Origin of the sequence: Amycolatopsis pittospori, from assembly GCF_013870525.1 — a bacterium.
GTDB lineage: Bacteria > Actinomycetota > Actinomycetes > Mycobacteriales > Pseudonocardiaceae > Amycolatopsis > Amycolatopsis pittospori.
The window spans coordinates 1-16,040 of sequence record NZ_JACBXD010000003.1; the positions used below are offsets into that span (position 1 = coordinate 1).

Genomic DNA, 16,040 nt, shown 5'->3' on the forward strand with positions numbered 1-16,040 from the left:
CGCCCCAGGAGGGCCCGAAACAGGGGGGTACCTTAACTGCGTTCCCGCAGGTCAGGCCCCCTGTTTCGGGCCGATGCCGGAGCTAGCCCCCGACGCGCACGCCGGCGACGTTGCGCTTGCCCTTGCGGACCACGAGCCAGCGGCCGTGCAGAGCGTCGTCCGCGGACGGCTTCCACTCCTCGTCGGCGATCTTCGTGTTGTTGACGTACGCGCCGCCTTCCTTGACGGTGCGGCGCGCGGCGCCCTTGCTGTCGACGAGGCCACCGGCGATCAGCAGGTCGATGATCGTCGAGTCGCCACTCGGGTCGACCTTGCCGTTCGGGACCTCGGCCATGGCCGCGTCCAGCGTCGGCGAGTCGAGCTCACGCAGCTCTCCCCTGCCGAACAACGCCTGGCTCGCGGCGACGACCTGCCGGGTCGCCTCCTCGCCGTGGACCAGGGTCGTGAACTCCTCGGCCAGCCGTTTCTGGGCCGCCCGCAGGTGGGGCCGCTGCTCGGTGTCCTCGGCGAGCGCCGCGATCTCCTCCTGCCCCAGGAAGGAGAACATCCGCAGGTAGCGGACGACGTCGGCGTCCGCGACGTTCACGAAGTACTGGAACCACGCGTACGGCGAGGTCATCTCCGGGTCGAGCCAGAGGCTGCCGCCCCCGGTGGACTTCCCGAACTTGCGGCCCTCGGCGTCGGTGACCAGCGGCGCGGTCAGCGCGTGCGTGTGCCCGCCGTCGGTCCGGCGGATCAGGTCGACGCCGCCGACGAGGTTGCCCCACTGGTCCGAGCCGCCGACCTGCAGCTTGCAGCCGTACTCGCGGTACAGGTGCAAGTAGTCCTGGGACTGCAGCAGCAGGTAGCTGAACTCGGTGTAGGACATGCCGTCGGTTTCGAGGCGCCGCTTCACCGTCTCCCGGTTCAGCATGGTGTTGACCGGGAAATGCTTGCCGACGTCGCGCAGGAACTCGAGTACGGTCTGCTGTCCGGTCCAGTTCAGGTTGTTCTCGACGACCGCGCCGGTCGGCGAATCGTCGAAGTCGACGAACCGTTCGAGCTGGCCGCGGATACGGCCCGCCCATTCGGCGACCGTGTCGAGGGTGTTGAGCGTGCGCTCGCCGGTGTCACGCGGGTCGCCGATCATCCCGGTGGCGCCGCCCGCCAGCACGATGGGCCGGTGCCCGGCGCGCTGGAACCGCGAAAGCATCAGCAGCGGGACGAGGTTGCCGGCGTGCAGGCTGGGCGCGGTCGGGTCGAATCCGCAATAGAGGGTGAGGGGTCCCTGGTCGAGGTCTCGCCGCAGTGCGTCGGCGTCGGTGGATTGCGCGATCAGGCCGCGCCAGGTCAGCTCGTCAAGGATGTGCTCACTCACGCCTGTAGATCCTCCCGTACCAGGTCAACCGACTATCGGCCGGGGGCCGCCGCTCGTCGCTTGCCGCCGCGGCGATAGGCCGAGACCGCGGGTGAGCCGTCGACCCAGAACCGCCACGGCGTGTCCATCGCCATCGCGACGCCGACGCGCGGACCGGTGCGGATGGCCGATTCGGGCACGCGCTCACCGGTGAACAGCCGGACGGGTGACGCGGGGTCGGTCAGATCGACGCCGTTCTCGGCCTTGTCGATCCGGAGGACCGAGGTGAGGATGGCCGGTCCTTTGGCGAGTTCGCCGTTGCCCCGGGCGGACGGCCTCCGCGCCCGGGCGATGTCGGCGCCGGACACGACCTCTCCGGCACGCAGCAGCACGGCACCCGGCCGGCCGTCTTCGGTGCCGACGACGTTGGCGCAGAAGTGCATCCCGTAGACGAAATACACGTACAGATGCCCCGCGGGCCCCCACATGACCGCGTTGCGCGGAGTCTTGCCGCGATAACAGTGGGACGCGGGATCGTCGAGTCCTCGATAGGCCTCGACCTCGACCAGGCGGACGGCGACCGTGCCGTCGGGTCCGGTCGCTTCGATCACCGCGCCGAGCAGGAGCGAGGCCAGTTCCACCGGATCCAGCGCCAGTTCCTCCCGGGTGAACTGCTTGCCGGTCACCAAGTTCCGCACGCCCAGACCCTAACCGGAGGGTCCGACAGATCCGACATTGAGCGATCGCTCAAACATGGTCTACAGTGCGTTTGAGCAGTCGCTCAAAACTGGAGGGAGGCTCGATGAGCCGGAAGGCGCTCTACGTCGAAACGGTGATCCGCACCGATCTCGACACCCTGTGGCGGCATACGCAGGACCCGGGACTGCACGAACGGTGGGATCTGCGCTTCGCCCGGATCGAGCCGGTCCCGGGCTCACCGGGCCGGTTCCGCTACGCGACGAAGTTCCTGGGAATCGTCATCAGCGGGACCGGGACGCACGCCGGGGAGAGCACGCGTCCCGACGGCGGCCGGACGTCCGCGCTGCGGTTCGCCTCCGCGGATCCGATGTCGCTGATCAGGTCCGGTTCGGGGTATTGGCGCTACACCCCGACCGAGGACGGCGTCCGGTTCGTCACCGGCTTCGACTACGCCACCCGGTGGGGTGTCTTCGGCCGGTTCGCCGATCTGCTGTTCCGGCCGCTCTTCGGCTGGATGACGGCCTGGTCGTTCGATCGGCTCCGGTTGTGGCTCGAAAGTGGTGTCCCGCCCGAAGAACTCCCTCTGCTCGCCCCGTCGGCGAGCCGCTGTAGCCGAAGTCCGCGGGCAGGCGAGGACGGCGTCGCACCCCGCGTTCTCGACACCCTGGAGCAGGCGTGATCTTCCGAGAAGCACTGGGCGACGACTTCGCGTCGCTACACCCCCGCATGCGCGAACGGCTTTCGCTGAGCCCCGAGAACGGCGTCGGGATGATCGGCGTCGGCGTGATGGACGAGATCTGGCGCGGCCCCGCCTTCGCCACGCCGTTCCTGAGGCTCGGCGCGTCGAGGCACATCCTGTTCCCCGAACGGGGGCGGAACGTGCCCTTCACCATCGAGAACTATCCGTACGTCGATTCGCTCGGCCGGGAGACGGTGTCGTTCGTGCGCACCTTCGAACTGCCGGAACGACGTCGCCGGTTCGACGCCCAGATGGTCTACAGCGCCGAACGCGGGAAGATCGTCGACTACCTCGGCACGCATCAGCACATCGCCGTCGACCTCGAAATGACCGTGCGGCCGGACGGCGGCTTCCGCATCCGTTCGGAGGAGTTCCGGCTCCGCGAAGGCCCGCTTCGGTGTGTGGTGCCGCGATCCGTCGTCGGGGTGGCGGAGGTCGACGAGTGGTTCGACGAGGAGAGCGGCCTGTTCCGGATCGAGATCCGGGTGACGAACCGGCGGTTCGGTCCGCTGTTCGGTTACCGGGGCGCGTTCGAAGCGCGGTTCGTCGACCTGCGGACGGGGGTGAGCGGGGCGGTCAAGCCGTTGCGTGAGAAGGTCCTGGACTGATGAACGGGCCGAGTACGAAACAGCGGTTGATCGACGGGGCGCTGGAGACGATCCGCACCAGCGGCATCACCGCGGTTTCGGCCAGGACCGTGGCCACCGCGGCGGGGACCAACCAAGCGCTGATCTTCTATCACTTCGGCAGTGTCGAAGAGCTGATCGCGCAGGCCTGCGTCACGGCGACCGAGAACCGCGTCACCCATTACCGTGACCGGTTCGCCTCCGTCAGCACGGTGGGTGAGCTGCTCGAACTCGGCCGGACCATCCATGCGGAGGAACGGGCCGAGGGGAACATGGCGGTCCTCGCCCAGACCCTCGCCGGCGCTCAGGGCGGTGGGCGGCTGGCCGAGGCGACGCGTGAGGCCCTGGACAAATGGGTCCGCGAGGTCCGGGGCACGCTCGATCGCGTGCTGGCGGGTTCACCACTGCTCGAAGTGGCGGAGACCGAAGGGCTCGCCCATGCGGTCTCCGCCGGATTCCTCGGCCTGACGCTGTTCGAATCCGTCAATCCGGAGGGCAGCGAGCAGGCGCTGGCCGCGTTGGGACAGCTGGCCGTCCTGGTCGACGTCCTCGAAGGACTCGGCCCTGTCGCGACTCGCGCCGTACGCGCGAAGCTGCGGAAGACGGCGAAGCAGTAGCTACGCGATCTTCGGCGCCACTCGCATACTGGTGAAACAGCATGGGGTGCCGTCCGGGAGCTCGGTGAACAGGACCGGCATCCAGTCGTCGCCGAACATCGGGTTCATCCCGGCGAAGACGCCTTCCGACACCGGCACCAGATCCGCCTCGATCGGCGGCGCGATGCCTTCGAGCGCGTCGGCGAATTCGTAGACGAAGTGCAGTTTTCCGTCCGTATCGGTGACGGTGATGATGACGCCTTCGCGCCGGTAGGTGCCCACGAAAGACGCGACGTCCACCGAAGGCGGTGAAGTCGGCGGAGCGAAGTCGGCCGGCAGGACGACTCCAGCGAGTTCTCCGAGCAGTTCTCGCGCCAGCGAGGTGTAGAGCCGATCGGTCGTGCCGTGGTTGGAGAGCAGCGCGAAGGCCACGCCCGCTTCCGGCACCACTCGCAGGTAGGAACGCTGGCCGATCGACGAACCGTTGTGCCCGAAGCCGAGAACTCCGTCCCAGTCGAAGATCGACAAGCCCAGGCCCCAGCCGTCGGAGCCGAGCGTCCATTTGTCGGGCACTTCGACCTCGCGACGCCGCATGGCGGCCACGGTCTCCTCGGCGAGCACGCGGGTCCCGTCGGCCGCGACGCCGTCCACCAGCATCCGGGCGAACCGGACGACGTCGCCGGCGGTGGCGAGGACACGGCCATAGGGACCGGCGTTGCGCGGCAGGAGGTCCCAGACGGCCGTCGGCTCCGGATCGGGCCCTAGATGCCCCATCGCCACCCGGAACCGCAGCGCCTCCTCGGGCAGGGTCATCGTCTCGGTGAGCCCGAGCGGCGCGATGAGCCGCTCGCGCAAGGCGTCGTCCCAGGTCAGACCCGTGAGTACTTCGACGATCCGGCCGAGCACGTTGTACCCCACGCTGCTGTAGGACGCCGCCGTCCCCGGCGGGCAGTCCATCCCCACTCCCCTGGCCGCTTCGACGTACTTGGCGAGACAGTCGTCGCCGCGTCCGGTGTCGTCGGTGAAATCGCAGGTGAGACCGCTCGTATGACTGAGCAGTTGCCGGGCGGTGATCGTCTTGGTCGCTTCCGGATCGACCGTCGCGAACTCCGGCAGCACCTCGATCACCGGCGCGTCGAGATCCAGGCGTCCTTCCTCGGCCAGCCCCATCACCAGCGACGCCGTATAGACCTTCGCGACCGAGCCGAGCTGGAAGACCGAGTCGCTGGTCGCCTCGACTCCGGTTCCCCGATGCAGGATCCCGCTCGCGAGTTCGTGGATCTCACCGTCGATCAGCACCGCCAGGGCAGCCCCCGGAACGTGGTGCCCGGCCCGCAGTCCGTCGAGCCGGGCCTGCCAGTGGGCGCGGTCGAATGTTGTCCGTACACTGTTCGGCATAGTGAACACTGTACGGACAAGGAGTGCGGATGTCGTTCCCGTCGGTGTGGGCCCGTCCCCCGAAGCGAAAGCGCGACCAGCCGTCCCTGAGCCGGGAACAGATCGTGGCCGCGGCCATCGAACTCCTCGACACCGAAGGCATCGACGCGCTGAGCATGCGGAAGCTCGGGATGCGGCTCGACGTGGCGGCCGCCTCGATGTACACGCACGTGGCCAGCAAGGACGAACTGGTCGAGCTGGTCGTCGACGAGATCTACGGCGAGGTCGCGCTACCGGAGGCGGGCCCGTGGCGCGCGGCCGCGCCGCGCTTCGCGCACGACCTGCGTTCGGTGTTCCTGCGGCATCCCTGGATCGCCTCGCTGCTCGGCGAGACGGGGGTGGCGTATCTGGGACCGAACGTCCTCAGGCTGTCGGAGGCGGCGCTGACGCTGTTCGAGGACGCCGGTTTCTCGCTGGAGGACGCGGATCTGGCGTGGAACACGGTCATGGCGTACGTCGTCGGGCGGGCCACCAGCGAGGCCGCGTGGCTCTCGACGCTCACCCGCAGCGGGCTGGGCGAGCAGGAGTGGAAGGACCGGCTGTGGCCCACCGCCGAGCAGGCGGTGCGGGATCACCCGCGGCTGAAGAAGCTGTATGCGGCCCGCCGGAACCGGAAACCGGGCGAGATCAACAGCTCCGACTTCGCGAATGGCCTGGAGTGCGTCCTCGACGGCCTCGCGAGCAAACTGCCCTGAAGTACGTGAAGGCCCCCTTCCTGTACTTAGGCGTAAGGAAGGGGGCTTCACGTACTTGTCAGCTCAGCCAGGTGCGGTGCTCGGTGACCCGGGCGACCAGCCGGTCCAGCTGCTCGGCGACCCGCTCGGGAGCTGTGCCACCACGGGCGTTGCGCGAACTCACCGAGCCTTCGACGGTCAGCACCTCGCGCACGGCCGGCGTCAGGGCCGGGTTGATCTTCTCGAACTCTTCGTCGGTCAGTTCGTCCAGGCCGACACCGCGGCCCTCGGCGACGCGGACGCTCTCCCCCGCCGCTTCATGCGCGACGCGGAACGGAACCCCTTGGCGCACCAGCCATTCGGCGATGTCGGTGGCGAGCGTGAAGCCGGCGGGCGCCAGTTCGGCGAGGCGGTCAGTGTGGAAGGTCAGCGTCTCCAGCATGCCCGCGATGGCCGGGAACAGCAGTTCCAGCTGCTCGACGGAGTCGAAGACCGGTTCCTTGTCCTCCTGCAGGTCCCGGTTGTACGCCAGTGGCTGCGCCTTGAGCGTCGCGAGCAGGCCGGTCAGGTTGCCGATGAGGCGTCCCGCCTTGCCGCGGGTCAGCTCGGCGACGTCCGGGTTCTTCTTCTGCGGCATGATCGAACTGCCGGTCGCCCACGCGTCGTCGAGGGTGACGTAGCCGAATTCGGCGGTGTTCCAGATGATCACCTCTTCGGCGATCCTGGACAGGTTCACCGCGAGCATCGCGACGTCGAAGGCGAACTCGGCGACGAAGTCCCGCGAGGCGGTGCCGTCGATGGAGTTGTCGACGCTGGTGTCGAAGCCCAATTCCGCGGCGACGGCCTCCGGGTCGAGACCGAGCGAGGAGCCCGCGAGCGCGCCGGAACCGTAGGGCGACTCGGCTGTACGCGCGTCCCAGTCACGCAACCGGGTGACATCGCGCAGCAGCGACTGGCCGTGCGCGAGCAGGTGATGCGCCAGCAGGACCGGCTGGGCGTGCTGCAGATGCGTACGGCCCGGCAGGATCGCGTCCGGGTGCCGCTTCGCTTGCGAGACGATCGCGTCGACGACGCCGAGCGTGCCCGCGACCACGCGGCGGGCCGCGTCCCGAAGCCACATCCGGAACAGCGTCGCGACCTGGTCGTTGCGCGACCGGCCCGCGCGCAGCTTGCCGCCCAGTTCGGTGCCCGCCCGCTCCAGCAGACCACGTTCGAGCGCGGTGTGGCAGTCCTCGTCGGCGACCGTCGGGGTGAACGCGCCCGAAGCGACGTCCTGCGCGAGGGTGTCCAGCGCGGCGAGCATGCCGGTCAGCTCGTCTTCGGTGAGCAGTCCCGCCTTCCGCAGCACTCGCGCGTGGGCCCGCGACCCGGCGATGTCGTACGGCGCCAGCCGCCAGTCGAAATGGGTCGACGCGCTCAGCGCCGCCATGGCCTCCGCCGGTCCGCTGGCGAACCGGCCGCCCCACAGCTGCACCGGCTGCTCATTCCCGCTCACAACACTCCTCGGTTCTTTCGTTTTCGTCAGGCGACTGATCGGTCGAAGGTAGCGCCTGTGGTGAAGTCGTACAGTGTGCGCTCGTCGCGCGCGGAGTTCACGACCGCGTTGCCGCGGTGCAGCACCAGGCTGACTTCGCCGGACACCTGGCCGCGGCCGACCTTCCGCAATTCCTCGTACGCGGTGGCCAGCGCGAGCACACCCGGGCCCTCGTGGCTTTCGCGCCCTTTGAGACCGAAGGCGCAGGCGCGAAGGTTCAGCTGCTGGAGCGCCTCCAGCAGGGTGACGGTCTCCCCGTCGATGGCCACCGGCACCCCCTTGTCGAAGGTGAGGACCAGCTCTTCCGGGTCGTCGGCGAAGCCGAACTCGTCAGGCGCCACCTTCGGTCTCCTCACCGCCGTCCAAAGTGGACGACCGCCGGGCCAGCGCCATGAAGCGCTCGGCCAGATCCTTGCCGGACAACGGTTCCCTGGCGATCACCGCGACAGTGTCATCACCGGCGATCGAACCGACGACCTCCTCCAGCGCCGCCCGGTCGATGGCGCTGGCGAGGAACTGCGCCGCCCCCGGCGGGGTGCGCAGCACGGTCAGGTTCCCCGACGAATCGGCCGAGACCAGCAGTTCGGCCAGCAGCCGGGAAAGCCGCGAGGTTCCACCCTGCACGCCGCGTACCGGGCTGCCGTCCTCCGGGATGACGTACACCGGGGCACCGGAATCGGCACCCCGCAGCTTGACCGCGCCCAGCTCGTCGAGATCGCGGGACAAGGTCGCCTGCGTGACGTCGATGCCTTCCGCCGCCAGGAGCTTCGCGAGCTCCGTCTGGCTGCGGATGGCCATCGTGGACACGAGTTCGGTGATCCGGGCCTGCCGGGTGACCCTGCTGCCGGTCATCGTCGCTTCTCGTCCAAGAGCCACACCATGAGCGCCTTCTGGGCGTGCAGCCGGTTCTCGGCTTCGTCCCAGACCGCGCTCGACGGGCCGTCGAGGACCTCGTCGGTGATCTCCCAGCCGCGGTGCGCGGGCAGGCAGTGCAGCACGATCGCCTCGTCCGCGGCGCGGCGCATCAACGCGGCGTTCACCTGAAGCTCGCGGAACGGGCCGACTCGGTCGAGCCCGTCGTTCTCCTGGCCCATCGACGTCCAGGTGTCGGTGACGACGACGTCCGCGCCTTCGACCGCGGCGTACGGGTCGGTGAAGACCGTGGTGCTGCCGCCGGTTTCGGTCGCGCGGTGCTTGGCGTCGAGCATGACCTGCTGGTCCGGCTGGAAACCTTCGGGCGAGACGACGCGAACGTTCATCCCGGCCGTTGTCCCACCGAGCAGCAGCGAATGCGCCATGTTGTTGGCGCCGTCACCGAGGTAGACCAGGGTGAGCCCGGCGAGCTTTCCCTTACGCTCGCGGATGGTCATCAAGTCGGTGAGCACCTGGCACGGGTGGAACTCGTCGGTGAGCGCGTTGATCACCGGGATGCTCGCCGCCGACGCCATCGCGTCGATGCGCTTCTGCGCGAAGGTACGCCAGACGATCGCGTCCAGGTACCGCGAAAGCACCCGCGACGTGTCCTCGATGGTCTCTTCGCGGCCGAGCTGCATGGAGCGTCCGTCGACGATGACCGGGTTCCCGCCGAGCTGGGAGATGCCCACCTCGAACGAGAACCGGGTCCGGGTGGAGTTCTTCTCGAAGATCGCCGCGACGGATTTACCCTCCAGCGCACGGGAGCTCAGCGGCTCGGCCTTCAGCTGGTCGGCGAGATCCAGGATCTCGGCCTGTTCGCTCGCGCTGAGATCGTCGTCGCGGAGAAAGTTGCGGGGCATGTTTCGTCTCTGTTCTAGGTGGTGGTGGAATCGAGCGCCCCGGGAAGGGCTTCGAGGAATCCCTGGGCCTCGTCGGCGCTCAGGATCAGCGGTGGTGCCAGCCGGATGGCGTCCGGGGCGACCGGGTTGACCAGATAACCCGCCTCCTGCGCGGCCTTCGCGACCGCCGCCGAGACCGGTTCGCGCAGAGCGATGCCGAGCAGTAGCCCGGCGCCCCGGACACCGGCCACCAGCGGGTGGCCGAGTTCCTCGACACCGGTGGCGATGTCCTTGCCCAGCGCGGAAACGTGGTCGTTCAGGTTGTCGGCGGCGATGGTCTTGAGCACGGCGAGTCCGGCGGCGCAACAGATCGGGTTGCCGCCGAAGGTGGTCCCGTGCTGCCCCGGCTTCACCAGGTCGCCCGCCTCACCGACGCCGATGACGGCGCCGATCGGGAGGCCGCCACCGAGCCCCTTGGCCAGGGTGATGACGTCCGGGACGATGCCGGCGTGCTGGAAGGCGAACCACGCGCCGGTGCGGCCGATGCCGGTCTGCACCTCGTCCAGGACCAGCAGGGTCCCGGTCGCCTTGGTGATCTCCCGCGCGGCCTGGAGGTAGCCGTCCGGTGCCGGGATGACACCCGCTTCACCGAGGATCGGCTCAAGGAACACCGCGGCCGTGTCGGTGTCCACGGCGGCGCGGAGCGCGTCGATGTCACCGTAGGGGACATGCGTGACACCGGGAACCAACGGCACGAACGGGTCGCGCTTCGACGGCTGCCCGGTCAGGGTCAGCGCGCCCATGGTGCGGCCGTGGAAGGCGCCCTCGCACGCGACGATCTTCGTGCGCCCGGTGAGCCTGCTGATCTTCAGCGCGGCTTCGTTGGCCTCCGCGCCGGAGTTGACGAAGAGCGTCTTCGCGTTGCCTGTCAGGCCCGCGACGTCCAGCAGGGTCTCGGCGAATTCGACGACGACCGGGTTCACGTAGATGTTCGACGTGTGCCCGAGTTTCGCGACCTGTTCGGACACCGCGGCGACGACGGCGGGATGCGCGTGGCCCAGGGCGTTGACCGCGATCCCGCCGAGCAGGTCGACGTACTCCTTGCCGTCGGCGTCCCAGACCTTCGCGCCCTCACCGCGGACGAGCGTCAGCGCCGGGGTGCCGTAGTTGTCCATGAGGGAAGACTTCCAGTGCTCCTGGCCGTCTACATTGGACTTGAGCGTGGTCACGGAAGCTCCGTTTCGGGGAAGACCATGGTACCGATGCCGCGGGAGGTGAAGACCTCCAGCAGCACCGAATGGGCGATGCGGCCGTCGATCACGTGCGCACGGCGGACACCACCGCGGATGGCGCGCACGCAGGCCTCCATCTTCGGGATCATGCCGCTGGCGAGGCCGGGCAGCAGGGTTTCGAGGCGGTCCACGCGAATGCGGTCGACCAGCGAGCCGCGGTCCGGCCAGTTGGCGTAAAGGCCCTCGACGTCGGTGAGGACGACGAGTTTCTCCGCGCCCAGCGCGGCGGCCAGCGCACCGGCGGCGGTGTCGGCGTTGATGTTGTGCACGACGCCGTCGATGTCCGGCGCCACGGTGGACACCACGGGGATCCGGCCCGCGTTGACGATGTCGAGCACCGCGTCCGGGTTGACCTCGGAAACCTCTCCGACGAGCCCGATGTCGACCGGAACACCGTCCACAGTGGCCTGTTTGCGCTCGGCGGTGAACAACCGCGCGTCCTCGCCGGAGATGCCGACCGCGTACGGGCCGTGCGCGTTGATCAGTCCGACCAGTTCGCGACTGACCTGGCCGGTCAGCACCATGCGGACGATGTCCATCGTCTCGGGCGTGGTGACGCGCAGGCCTCCCTTGAACTCGCCTTCGACGCCGAGCCGGTTGAGCATCGCGGTGATCTGCGGGCCGCCGCCGTGCACCACCACCGGACGCAGCCCTGCCATGCGCAGGAACACCATGTCCTCGGCGAAAGCCTGCTTGAGGCTCTCGTCGATCATGGCGTTGCCGCCGTACTTCACCACGACGGTCGCGCCGTGGAAGCGCTGCAACCAGGGCAGGGCCTCGATGAGGATCGCGGCTTTCTCGGCTGCCGTCGCGAGCCGCTCGTCCGCGGGCACCGTGGTTTCGGAAGGGCTCATGACGAGTACGCACTGTTCTCTTCGACGTACGCGTGCGAGAGGTCGGTCGTGAAGATCGTCGCCTCGCCTTCGCCGAGGCCGAGGTCGACGACGATCTCGATGTCGCGGCCGGACAGGTCGGCTTCGGAGCGGTCCGAAGCCGTCGTGCCGTTGGCGAACAGGGTGACGCCGTTGATCGTGATGGCGACCTTGTCCGGATCGATCTCCGCGGGCACCCGGCCCAGCGCCATGGCGATGCGGCCCCAGTTCGGGTCCGAACCGAACAGCGCGGTCTTGACCAGGTTGTCCTCGGCGATCGTCCGGCCGACGGCGATCGCGTCGGCCTCGTTCGCCGCGCCGGTGACCGTGACGTCGACGTATTTGGTCGCGCCCTCGGAATCCGCTCGCAGCTGCAGCACGAGGTCGAGGCTGACGGCGGTGAGCAGTTCGGTCAGCTCGGCCTCGGTCGGCTCGACGCCGCTGGCGCCGGACGCGAGGACGAGCACCGTGTCGTTGGTGGAGGTGCCGCCGTCGACGTCGAGCCTGTCGAAGGTGACGCCGGTGGCGGCGCGCAGGGCCCGGTCGAGGACCTCGGGTGTGACGACGGCGTCGGTGGTGAGGACCGAGAGCATCGTCGCGAGGTTCGGCGCCAGCATGCCGGCGCCCTTGGCGAATCCGCCGACGCTCCAGCCGCTGTCGTGTTTCGCGACCGCCTGCTTCGGCTTGCTGTCGGTGGTCATCACCGCGGTGGCGGCGTCGAGGTCGGCGTCCGAACCGGTGCCGAGCTCCTTGAAGGCGGTGTCCACGCCGGAAAGCAGCGCGTCCATCGGCAGCCGCTCGCCGATCAGGCCGGTGGAACAGACGGCGACCTCGATGGCGCCGGCTTCGAAGAGCTCGGCGACCTTCTCGGCGGTCTGGTGGGTGTCCTGGAAACCGCCGGGACCGGTCGCGGCGTTCGCGCCACCCGAGTTGAGGACGACCGCCTTGAGGCGCCGCTGCTTGAGCACCTCCTGCGACCACAGCACGGGCGCGGCCTTGATCACGTTGCGCGTGAAGACGCCGGCCGCGACCTGCAGCGGCCCGTCGTTGACGACGAGCGTGAGGTCGAGCTTGCCCTCGGCCTTGATCCCGGCTGCGACGCCCGCGGCGCGGAATCCCTTCGGCTGGGTGACGGTCACGGAGCCACTCCTACGGTCGGAAGTCCGGTGGTTTCGGGGAGGCCGAGTGCGAGGTTCATCGACTGGACGGCGCCTCCCGCGGTGCCCTTGGTCAGGTTGTCGATGGCCGCGATCACGATCAGGCGCCGGGTGTCGGTGTCGACGGTGACCTGCAGCTGCACGTTGTTCGAACCGACCACCGAGGCCGACGACGGCCACTGGCCCACGGGCAGCAGCTGGACGAACGGCTCGGCGGCGTACGCCTTCTCGTACACCTCGCGGGCCCCGTCGGCGTCCAGGTCGGACTTGAGCGCGGCGCTCGCGGTGGTGAGGATCCCGCGCGGCATCGGGGCCAGCACGGGGGTGAACGAGACCTTGACCTGCTCCCCCGAGACCGCCGAGAGGTTCTGCGCGAATTCGGGGGTGTGGCGGTGGGCGCCGCCGACGCCGTACGCGCTGGCCGAACCCATCACCTCCGAACCGAGGAGGTTCGGCTTGAGACTCTTGCCCGCGCCCGAGGTCCCGGTCACGGCGACGACGGTGACCTCCGGCTCGACCAGGCCCGCGGCGAGGGCCGGGGCGAGGGCGATCGAACCGCCGGTCGGGAAGCAGCCCGGGACCGCGATGCGCTTGGTCCCGGCGAGGCGCTCACGAGCGCCCGGCAGTTCGGGGAGCCCGTACGGCCACTGCCCGGCGTGGTCGCCCCCGTACCAGCGCTGCCAGTCGGCCGCGTTCGAAAGCCGGTGGTCGGCGCCGAGGTCGACGACCAGGACGTCCGGGCCCAGCTGCGCGGCGATGGCTCCCGAGTGGCCGTGCGGCAGGGCGAGGAAGACGACATCGTGCCCGGCCAGGGTCTCCGGAGTCGTCTCCAGCAGGACTCGGTCCGCCAGCGGCGCGAGATGCGGTTGGTGCTGGATGAGCGGCGTCCCTGCGGAGCTGGCCGCGGTCAGCGCACCGATCTGGACTTCGGGATGGGTCAGCAGCAGGCGCAGGAGTTCGCCGCCCGCGTACCCGCTGGCTCCGGCCACCGCGATCTTCACCGTCATACGAATGATTATGCACAGCCGTGCAAGTTCAATCAAACAAAGTCGCGCGGCTCACCCGATATAGGCCATCCCCTGTCCCTTATACGGGGCATCCTTGCCCCATGACGGATACGCCCGCCCGGCTGCTCAGCCTGCTGTCGCTTCTGCAGACGCCGCGCGAGTGGCCTGGCAGCGAGCTCGCCCAACGGCTGGAAGTCAGCCAGCGGACCATCCGGCGCGACATCGACCGGCTGCGTGAGCTCGGCTACCCCGTCGAGGCGAGCCGTGGATCCGAGGGCGGCTACCGGCTGGGCGCGGGCGCGGCGATGCCGCCGCTGCTGCTCGACGACGAGGAGGCCGTCGCGATCGCCGTCGGTCTCCGTGGCGCCGCCGGGCAGGCGATCTCGGGGATCGAAGAGTCGTCGGTGCGGGCGCTGGCGAAACTCGAGCAGGTGCTGCCCTCGCGGCTGCGCTACCGCGTCGGCGCGCTCGGCGCCGCGACGGTGCCGCTGCCCGGCACCGGCCCCGCGGTGGACCCCGAACACCTCACCGTCTTCGCCGGCGCGATCGCCAACACCGAACGGACGCGGTTCGCCTACCGCACCGGCGACGGGACCGAATCCCGGCGGCACGTCGAACCGCACCGGCTCGTTTCGGCCGGTCGCCGCTGGTACCTGCTCGGCTACGACCTCGACCGCGACGGCTGGCGGATCTTCCGGGTGGACCGGATCACCGAGCCGCGCGCGACCGGCGGACGGGCCACCCCGCGCCGGCCACCCGCCGAAGACGTCGCGGCCTATGTCACCGGCAAGATGCACAGCCTCCTTCCCACCTACGGCGCACGCGTGACCCTGCACGCGCCGCTGAACCAGGTCGCCCCCGCGATCGGGGACAACATCGGCGAACTCGAACCACTCGACGACGAGAACTGCGTCCTGAACGCGGGCGCGGACACGTTGGACTGGCTCTCGTTCCGGCTGCTGGGGCTGGGCTGCGAGTTCACCGTGCACGAACCGCCGGAACTGATCGGCCACCTTCGCGAGATGGCGGCACGCGCCACTCGCGGCATTCAGTCCACAGTGGACTAATGGGGGCGGGCCGCCCGTGAGGTCGTGAGTGGTAAGGGCCGTTCTATCGAGCAGAAAGGCGAAGGTGGCGTGTTCTGCCGGTCGCCCGCACGCCGACCCCGGGTGTTGCGAAAGCCACTTCCACAACGTTGAAGGTTGCGAAAGTGGCTTTCGCAACACCCGGGGCTCCGCCGCCCACGAGGACCACAGACCCGCGTCGAAGGGGACTTTCCCCTCACTATACGAGCAGAAAGTCCCCTTCACCCCGCTGATCACCGGTCCGTGAAGGCCTCCTTGAGGGACCCAGAGTCCCTCAAGGAGGCCTTCACGGACTCGGCACCCGACACGACACCTTTGCCTTACCCCTCAATAACTCTCCTTACCACTCACGACCGGCCCAGCGCGATCCGCCGGTCTACCAATGTTGCGAAAGTGCCCCTCGCAACACCCTCTCGGGGCAGACCGCACTGAGGTGGGGAGGTCGCGATCCGAGCCAGGGCCGGTGGCGAAGGAGGTCACCGGTCCCGCGCCCGACGCCTTCGCGCTCTCTCAGGACGCGGTGGACTGACGGCGGCCGCGAGGACCGGTCGCCCTCGCGGCCGCCCGGAGTCAGGCGAGCTCACCTACCTCCCGCTGGCTGGGCGGGACCGGGAGGTACGCACCCCGGCGCTCCGGGTCGCAGCCGACCCTGGGCAGCCGGGCCCGGATCCCGCCCGGCGTCCGCTCGAACCGCCGCGCGATCTCCTCGACGCTTTCCCCATCCAGCCAACGGCTTTCCAGTTCGGCGTCGAGTTCTTCGGACCAGGGCGAGCCCTGCTGCGAGGGGCGGTCGGCCGATCTTCGGCGACGGCTCCCGCCGCCGCTCCGCCCGGCGAACGCCATCAGCGTGTCGGAAAGGACGGTCGCCAACGCCGGTACGGCCTCGGCGTCGATGTCGAGCCTGCCTTCGGCGACAGGCTCCTCCTGCGGTCCGGCGCCGCCGACCATTACGGTCACCCAGCGGTCTTCCCCGGCCGCGCCGCCACCCTCACGGGCGGCGACCTCGATGCGATAAACGGTGTCCTGCACCCGGATCTCGGTCCGGTGCTCTTCGACGATGGTCATGCCCGGAACGCTAAGGGGCGTCCCCGACAATTCCCCGGGCCGTCGGTGGACGACCGGTACTTTCAGTGCTTTTCGGGACGAGAGGGTGCCGGTCACGACCACCTTCCCCCAAGGAAATGCCCCGGCCCGGGGAACCGGACCGGGGCACCGAAGCATCCCGAAAACGA

General features: G+C 69.3%; 17 protein-coding genes. 5 read left to right on the top strand and 12 right to left on the bottom strand.

All coding sequences use genetic code 11. The features are described 5' to 3' along the window. Positions 1 to 82: 82 nt before the first annotated feature. Positions 83 to 1,357, bottom strand: coding sequence for a tyrosine--tRNA ligase (gene tyrS, locus H5J31_RS02190; RefSeq protein WP_181770718.1), 1,275 nt, complete (start codon positions 1,355 to 1,357; stop codon positions 83 to 85). A 32-nt stretch (positions 1,358 to 1,389) separates the two neighbouring features. Beyond that, positions 1,390 to 2,025: a DNA-3-methyladenine glycosylase gene (locus H5J31_RS02195; protein ID WP_181770875.1), complete on the bottom strand. Its 636-nt coding sequence runs from the start codon at positions 2,023 to 2,025 to the stop codon at positions 1,390 to 1,392. Positions 2,026 to 2,138: 113 nt separating this feature from the next. Between H5J31_RS02195 and H5J31_RS02200 the strand changes: the two genes are divergently transcribed. From H5J31_RS02200 to H5J31_RS02210, 3 genes are read left to right on the top strand one after another with little or no spacing between them, the layout of a single operon-like run. Further along, positions 2,139 to 2,714, top strand: a complete 576-nt coding sequence (locus tag H5J31_RS02200) for an SRPBCC family protein (RefSeq protein ID WP_181770719.1) — start codon at positions 2,139 to 2,141, stop codon at positions 2,712 to 2,714. Continuing rightward, positions 2,711 to 3,382, top strand: a complete 672-nt coding sequence (locus H5J31_RS02205) for a DUF4166 domain-containing protein (RefSeq protein ID WP_328701351.1) — start codon at positions 2,711 to 2,713, stop codon at positions 3,380 to 3,382. Before H5J31_RS02200 ends, H5J31_RS02205 begins: the two co-directional genes overlap by 4 nt. Further along, the gene (locus H5J31_RS02210; protein ID WP_181770720.1) at positions 3,382 to 4,017 is read left to right on the top strand and encodes a TetR/AcrR family transcriptional regulator; all 636 of its coding nucleotides are present in this window, start codon (positions 3,382 to 3,384) and stop codon (positions 4,015 to 4,017) included. Before H5J31_RS02205 ends, H5J31_RS02210 begins: the two co-directional genes overlap by 1 nt. Here the strand turns inward: H5J31_RS02210 and H5J31_RS02215 are convergent, their stop codons facing one another. Beyond that, positions 4,018 to 5,394, bottom strand: coding sequence for a serine hydrolase domain-containing protein (locus H5J31_RS02215; protein ID WP_181770721.1), 1,377 nt, complete (start codon positions 5,392 to 5,394; stop codon positions 4,018 to 4,020). It abuts the gene before it with no gap. A 29-nt stretch (positions 5,395 to 5,423) separates the two neighbouring features. Here H5J31_RS02215 and H5J31_RS02220 point away from each other — a divergent pair, with 29 nt between their 5' ends. Continuing rightward, entirely contained in the window at positions 5,424 to 6,128 is a 705-nt protein-coding gene (locus H5J31_RS02220; RefSeq protein WP_181770722.1) for a TetR/AcrR family transcriptional regulator, read from the top strand. A 58-nt stretch (positions 6,129 to 6,186) separates the two neighbouring features. On the opposite strand, the gene argH is transcribed toward H5J31_RS02220, so the two are convergent. Genes argH through argC form a run of 8 tightly spaced genes read right to left on the bottom strand, consistent with a single transcriptional unit; the run spans position 6,187 to position 13,723 of the window. Then, the gene (argH, locus tag H5J31_RS02225) at positions 6,187 to 7,602 is read right to left on the bottom strand and encodes an argininosuccinate lyase (protein ID WP_181770723.1); all 1,416 of its coding nucleotides are present in this window, start codon (positions 7,600 to 7,602) and stop codon (positions 6,187 to 6,189) included. Positions 7,603 to 7,628: 26 nt separating this feature from the next. After that, on the bottom strand, positions 7,629 to 7,982 hold the full coding sequence (locus H5J31_RS02230) for an adenine nucleotide alpha hydrolase family protein (RefSeq protein WP_181770724.1): 354 nt from the start codon (positions 7,980 to 7,982) through the stop codon (positions 7,629 to 7,631). Further along, the gene (locus H5J31_RS02235) at positions 7,972 to 8,493 is read right to left on the bottom strand and encodes an arginine repressor (RefSeq protein WP_181770725.1); all 522 of its coding nucleotides are present in this window, start codon (positions 8,491 to 8,493) and stop codon (positions 7,972 to 7,974) included. Before H5J31_RS02235 ends, H5J31_RS02230 begins: the two co-directional genes overlap by 11 nt. Next, complete coding sequence (gene argF, locus H5J31_RS02240; protein WP_181770726.1) at positions 8,490 to 9,416, bottom strand: ornithine carbamoyltransferase; 927 nt, start codon at positions 9,414 to 9,416, stop codon at positions 8,490 to 8,492. Before argF ends, H5J31_RS02235 begins: the two co-directional genes overlap by 4 nt. 14 nt (positions 9,417 to 9,430) lie before the next feature. Beyond that, positions 9,431 to 10,624 (bottom strand): acetylornithine transaminase, encoded by a 1,194-nt coding sequence (locus tag H5J31_RS02245; RefSeq protein ID WP_181770727.1) that lies wholly within the window; start codon positions 10,622 to 10,624, stop codon positions 9,431 to 9,433. Then, the gene (argB, locus tag H5J31_RS02250) at positions 10,621 to 11,541 is read right to left on the bottom strand and encodes an acetylglutamate kinase (protein ID WP_181770728.1); all 921 of its coding nucleotides are present in this window, start codon (positions 11,539 to 11,541) and stop codon (positions 10,621 to 10,623) included. The genes H5J31_RS02245 and argB overlap by 4 nt, the downstream gene beginning before the upstream one ends. Then, positions 11,538 to 12,698, bottom strand: coding sequence for a bifunctional glutamate N-acetyltransferase/amino-acid acetyltransferase ArgJ (gene argJ, locus H5J31_RS02255; protein WP_181770729.1), 1,161 nt, complete (start codon positions 12,696 to 12,698; stop codon positions 11,538 to 11,540). Before argJ ends, argB begins: the two co-directional genes overlap by 4 nt. Beyond that, the gene (gene argC, locus H5J31_RS02260; RefSeq protein ID WP_181770730.1) at positions 12,695 to 13,723 is read right to left on the bottom strand and encodes an N-acetyl-gamma-glutamyl-phosphate reductase; all 1,029 of its coding nucleotides are present in this window, start codon (positions 13,721 to 13,723) and stop codon (positions 12,695 to 12,697) included. Before argC ends, argJ begins: the two co-directional genes overlap by 4 nt. Before the next feature lie 101 nt (positions 13,724 to 13,824). Between argC and H5J31_RS02265 the strand changes: the two genes are divergently transcribed. Beyond that, on the top strand, positions 13,825 to 14,790 hold the full coding sequence (locus H5J31_RS02265; RefSeq protein WP_181770731.1) for a helix-turn-helix transcriptional regulator: 966 nt from the start codon (positions 13,825 to 13,827) through the stop codon (positions 14,788 to 14,790). 588 nt (positions 14,791 to 15,378) lie between these two features. Here H5J31_RS02265 and H5J31_RS02270 read toward each other — a convergent pair. Next, the gene (locus tag H5J31_RS02270; protein WP_181770732.1) at positions 15,379 to 15,873 is read right to left on the bottom strand and encodes a helix-turn-helix domain containing protein; all 495 of its coding nucleotides are present in this window, start codon (positions 15,871 to 15,873) and stop codon (positions 15,379 to 15,381) included. Positions 15,874 to 16,040 lie beyond the last annotated feature (167 nt).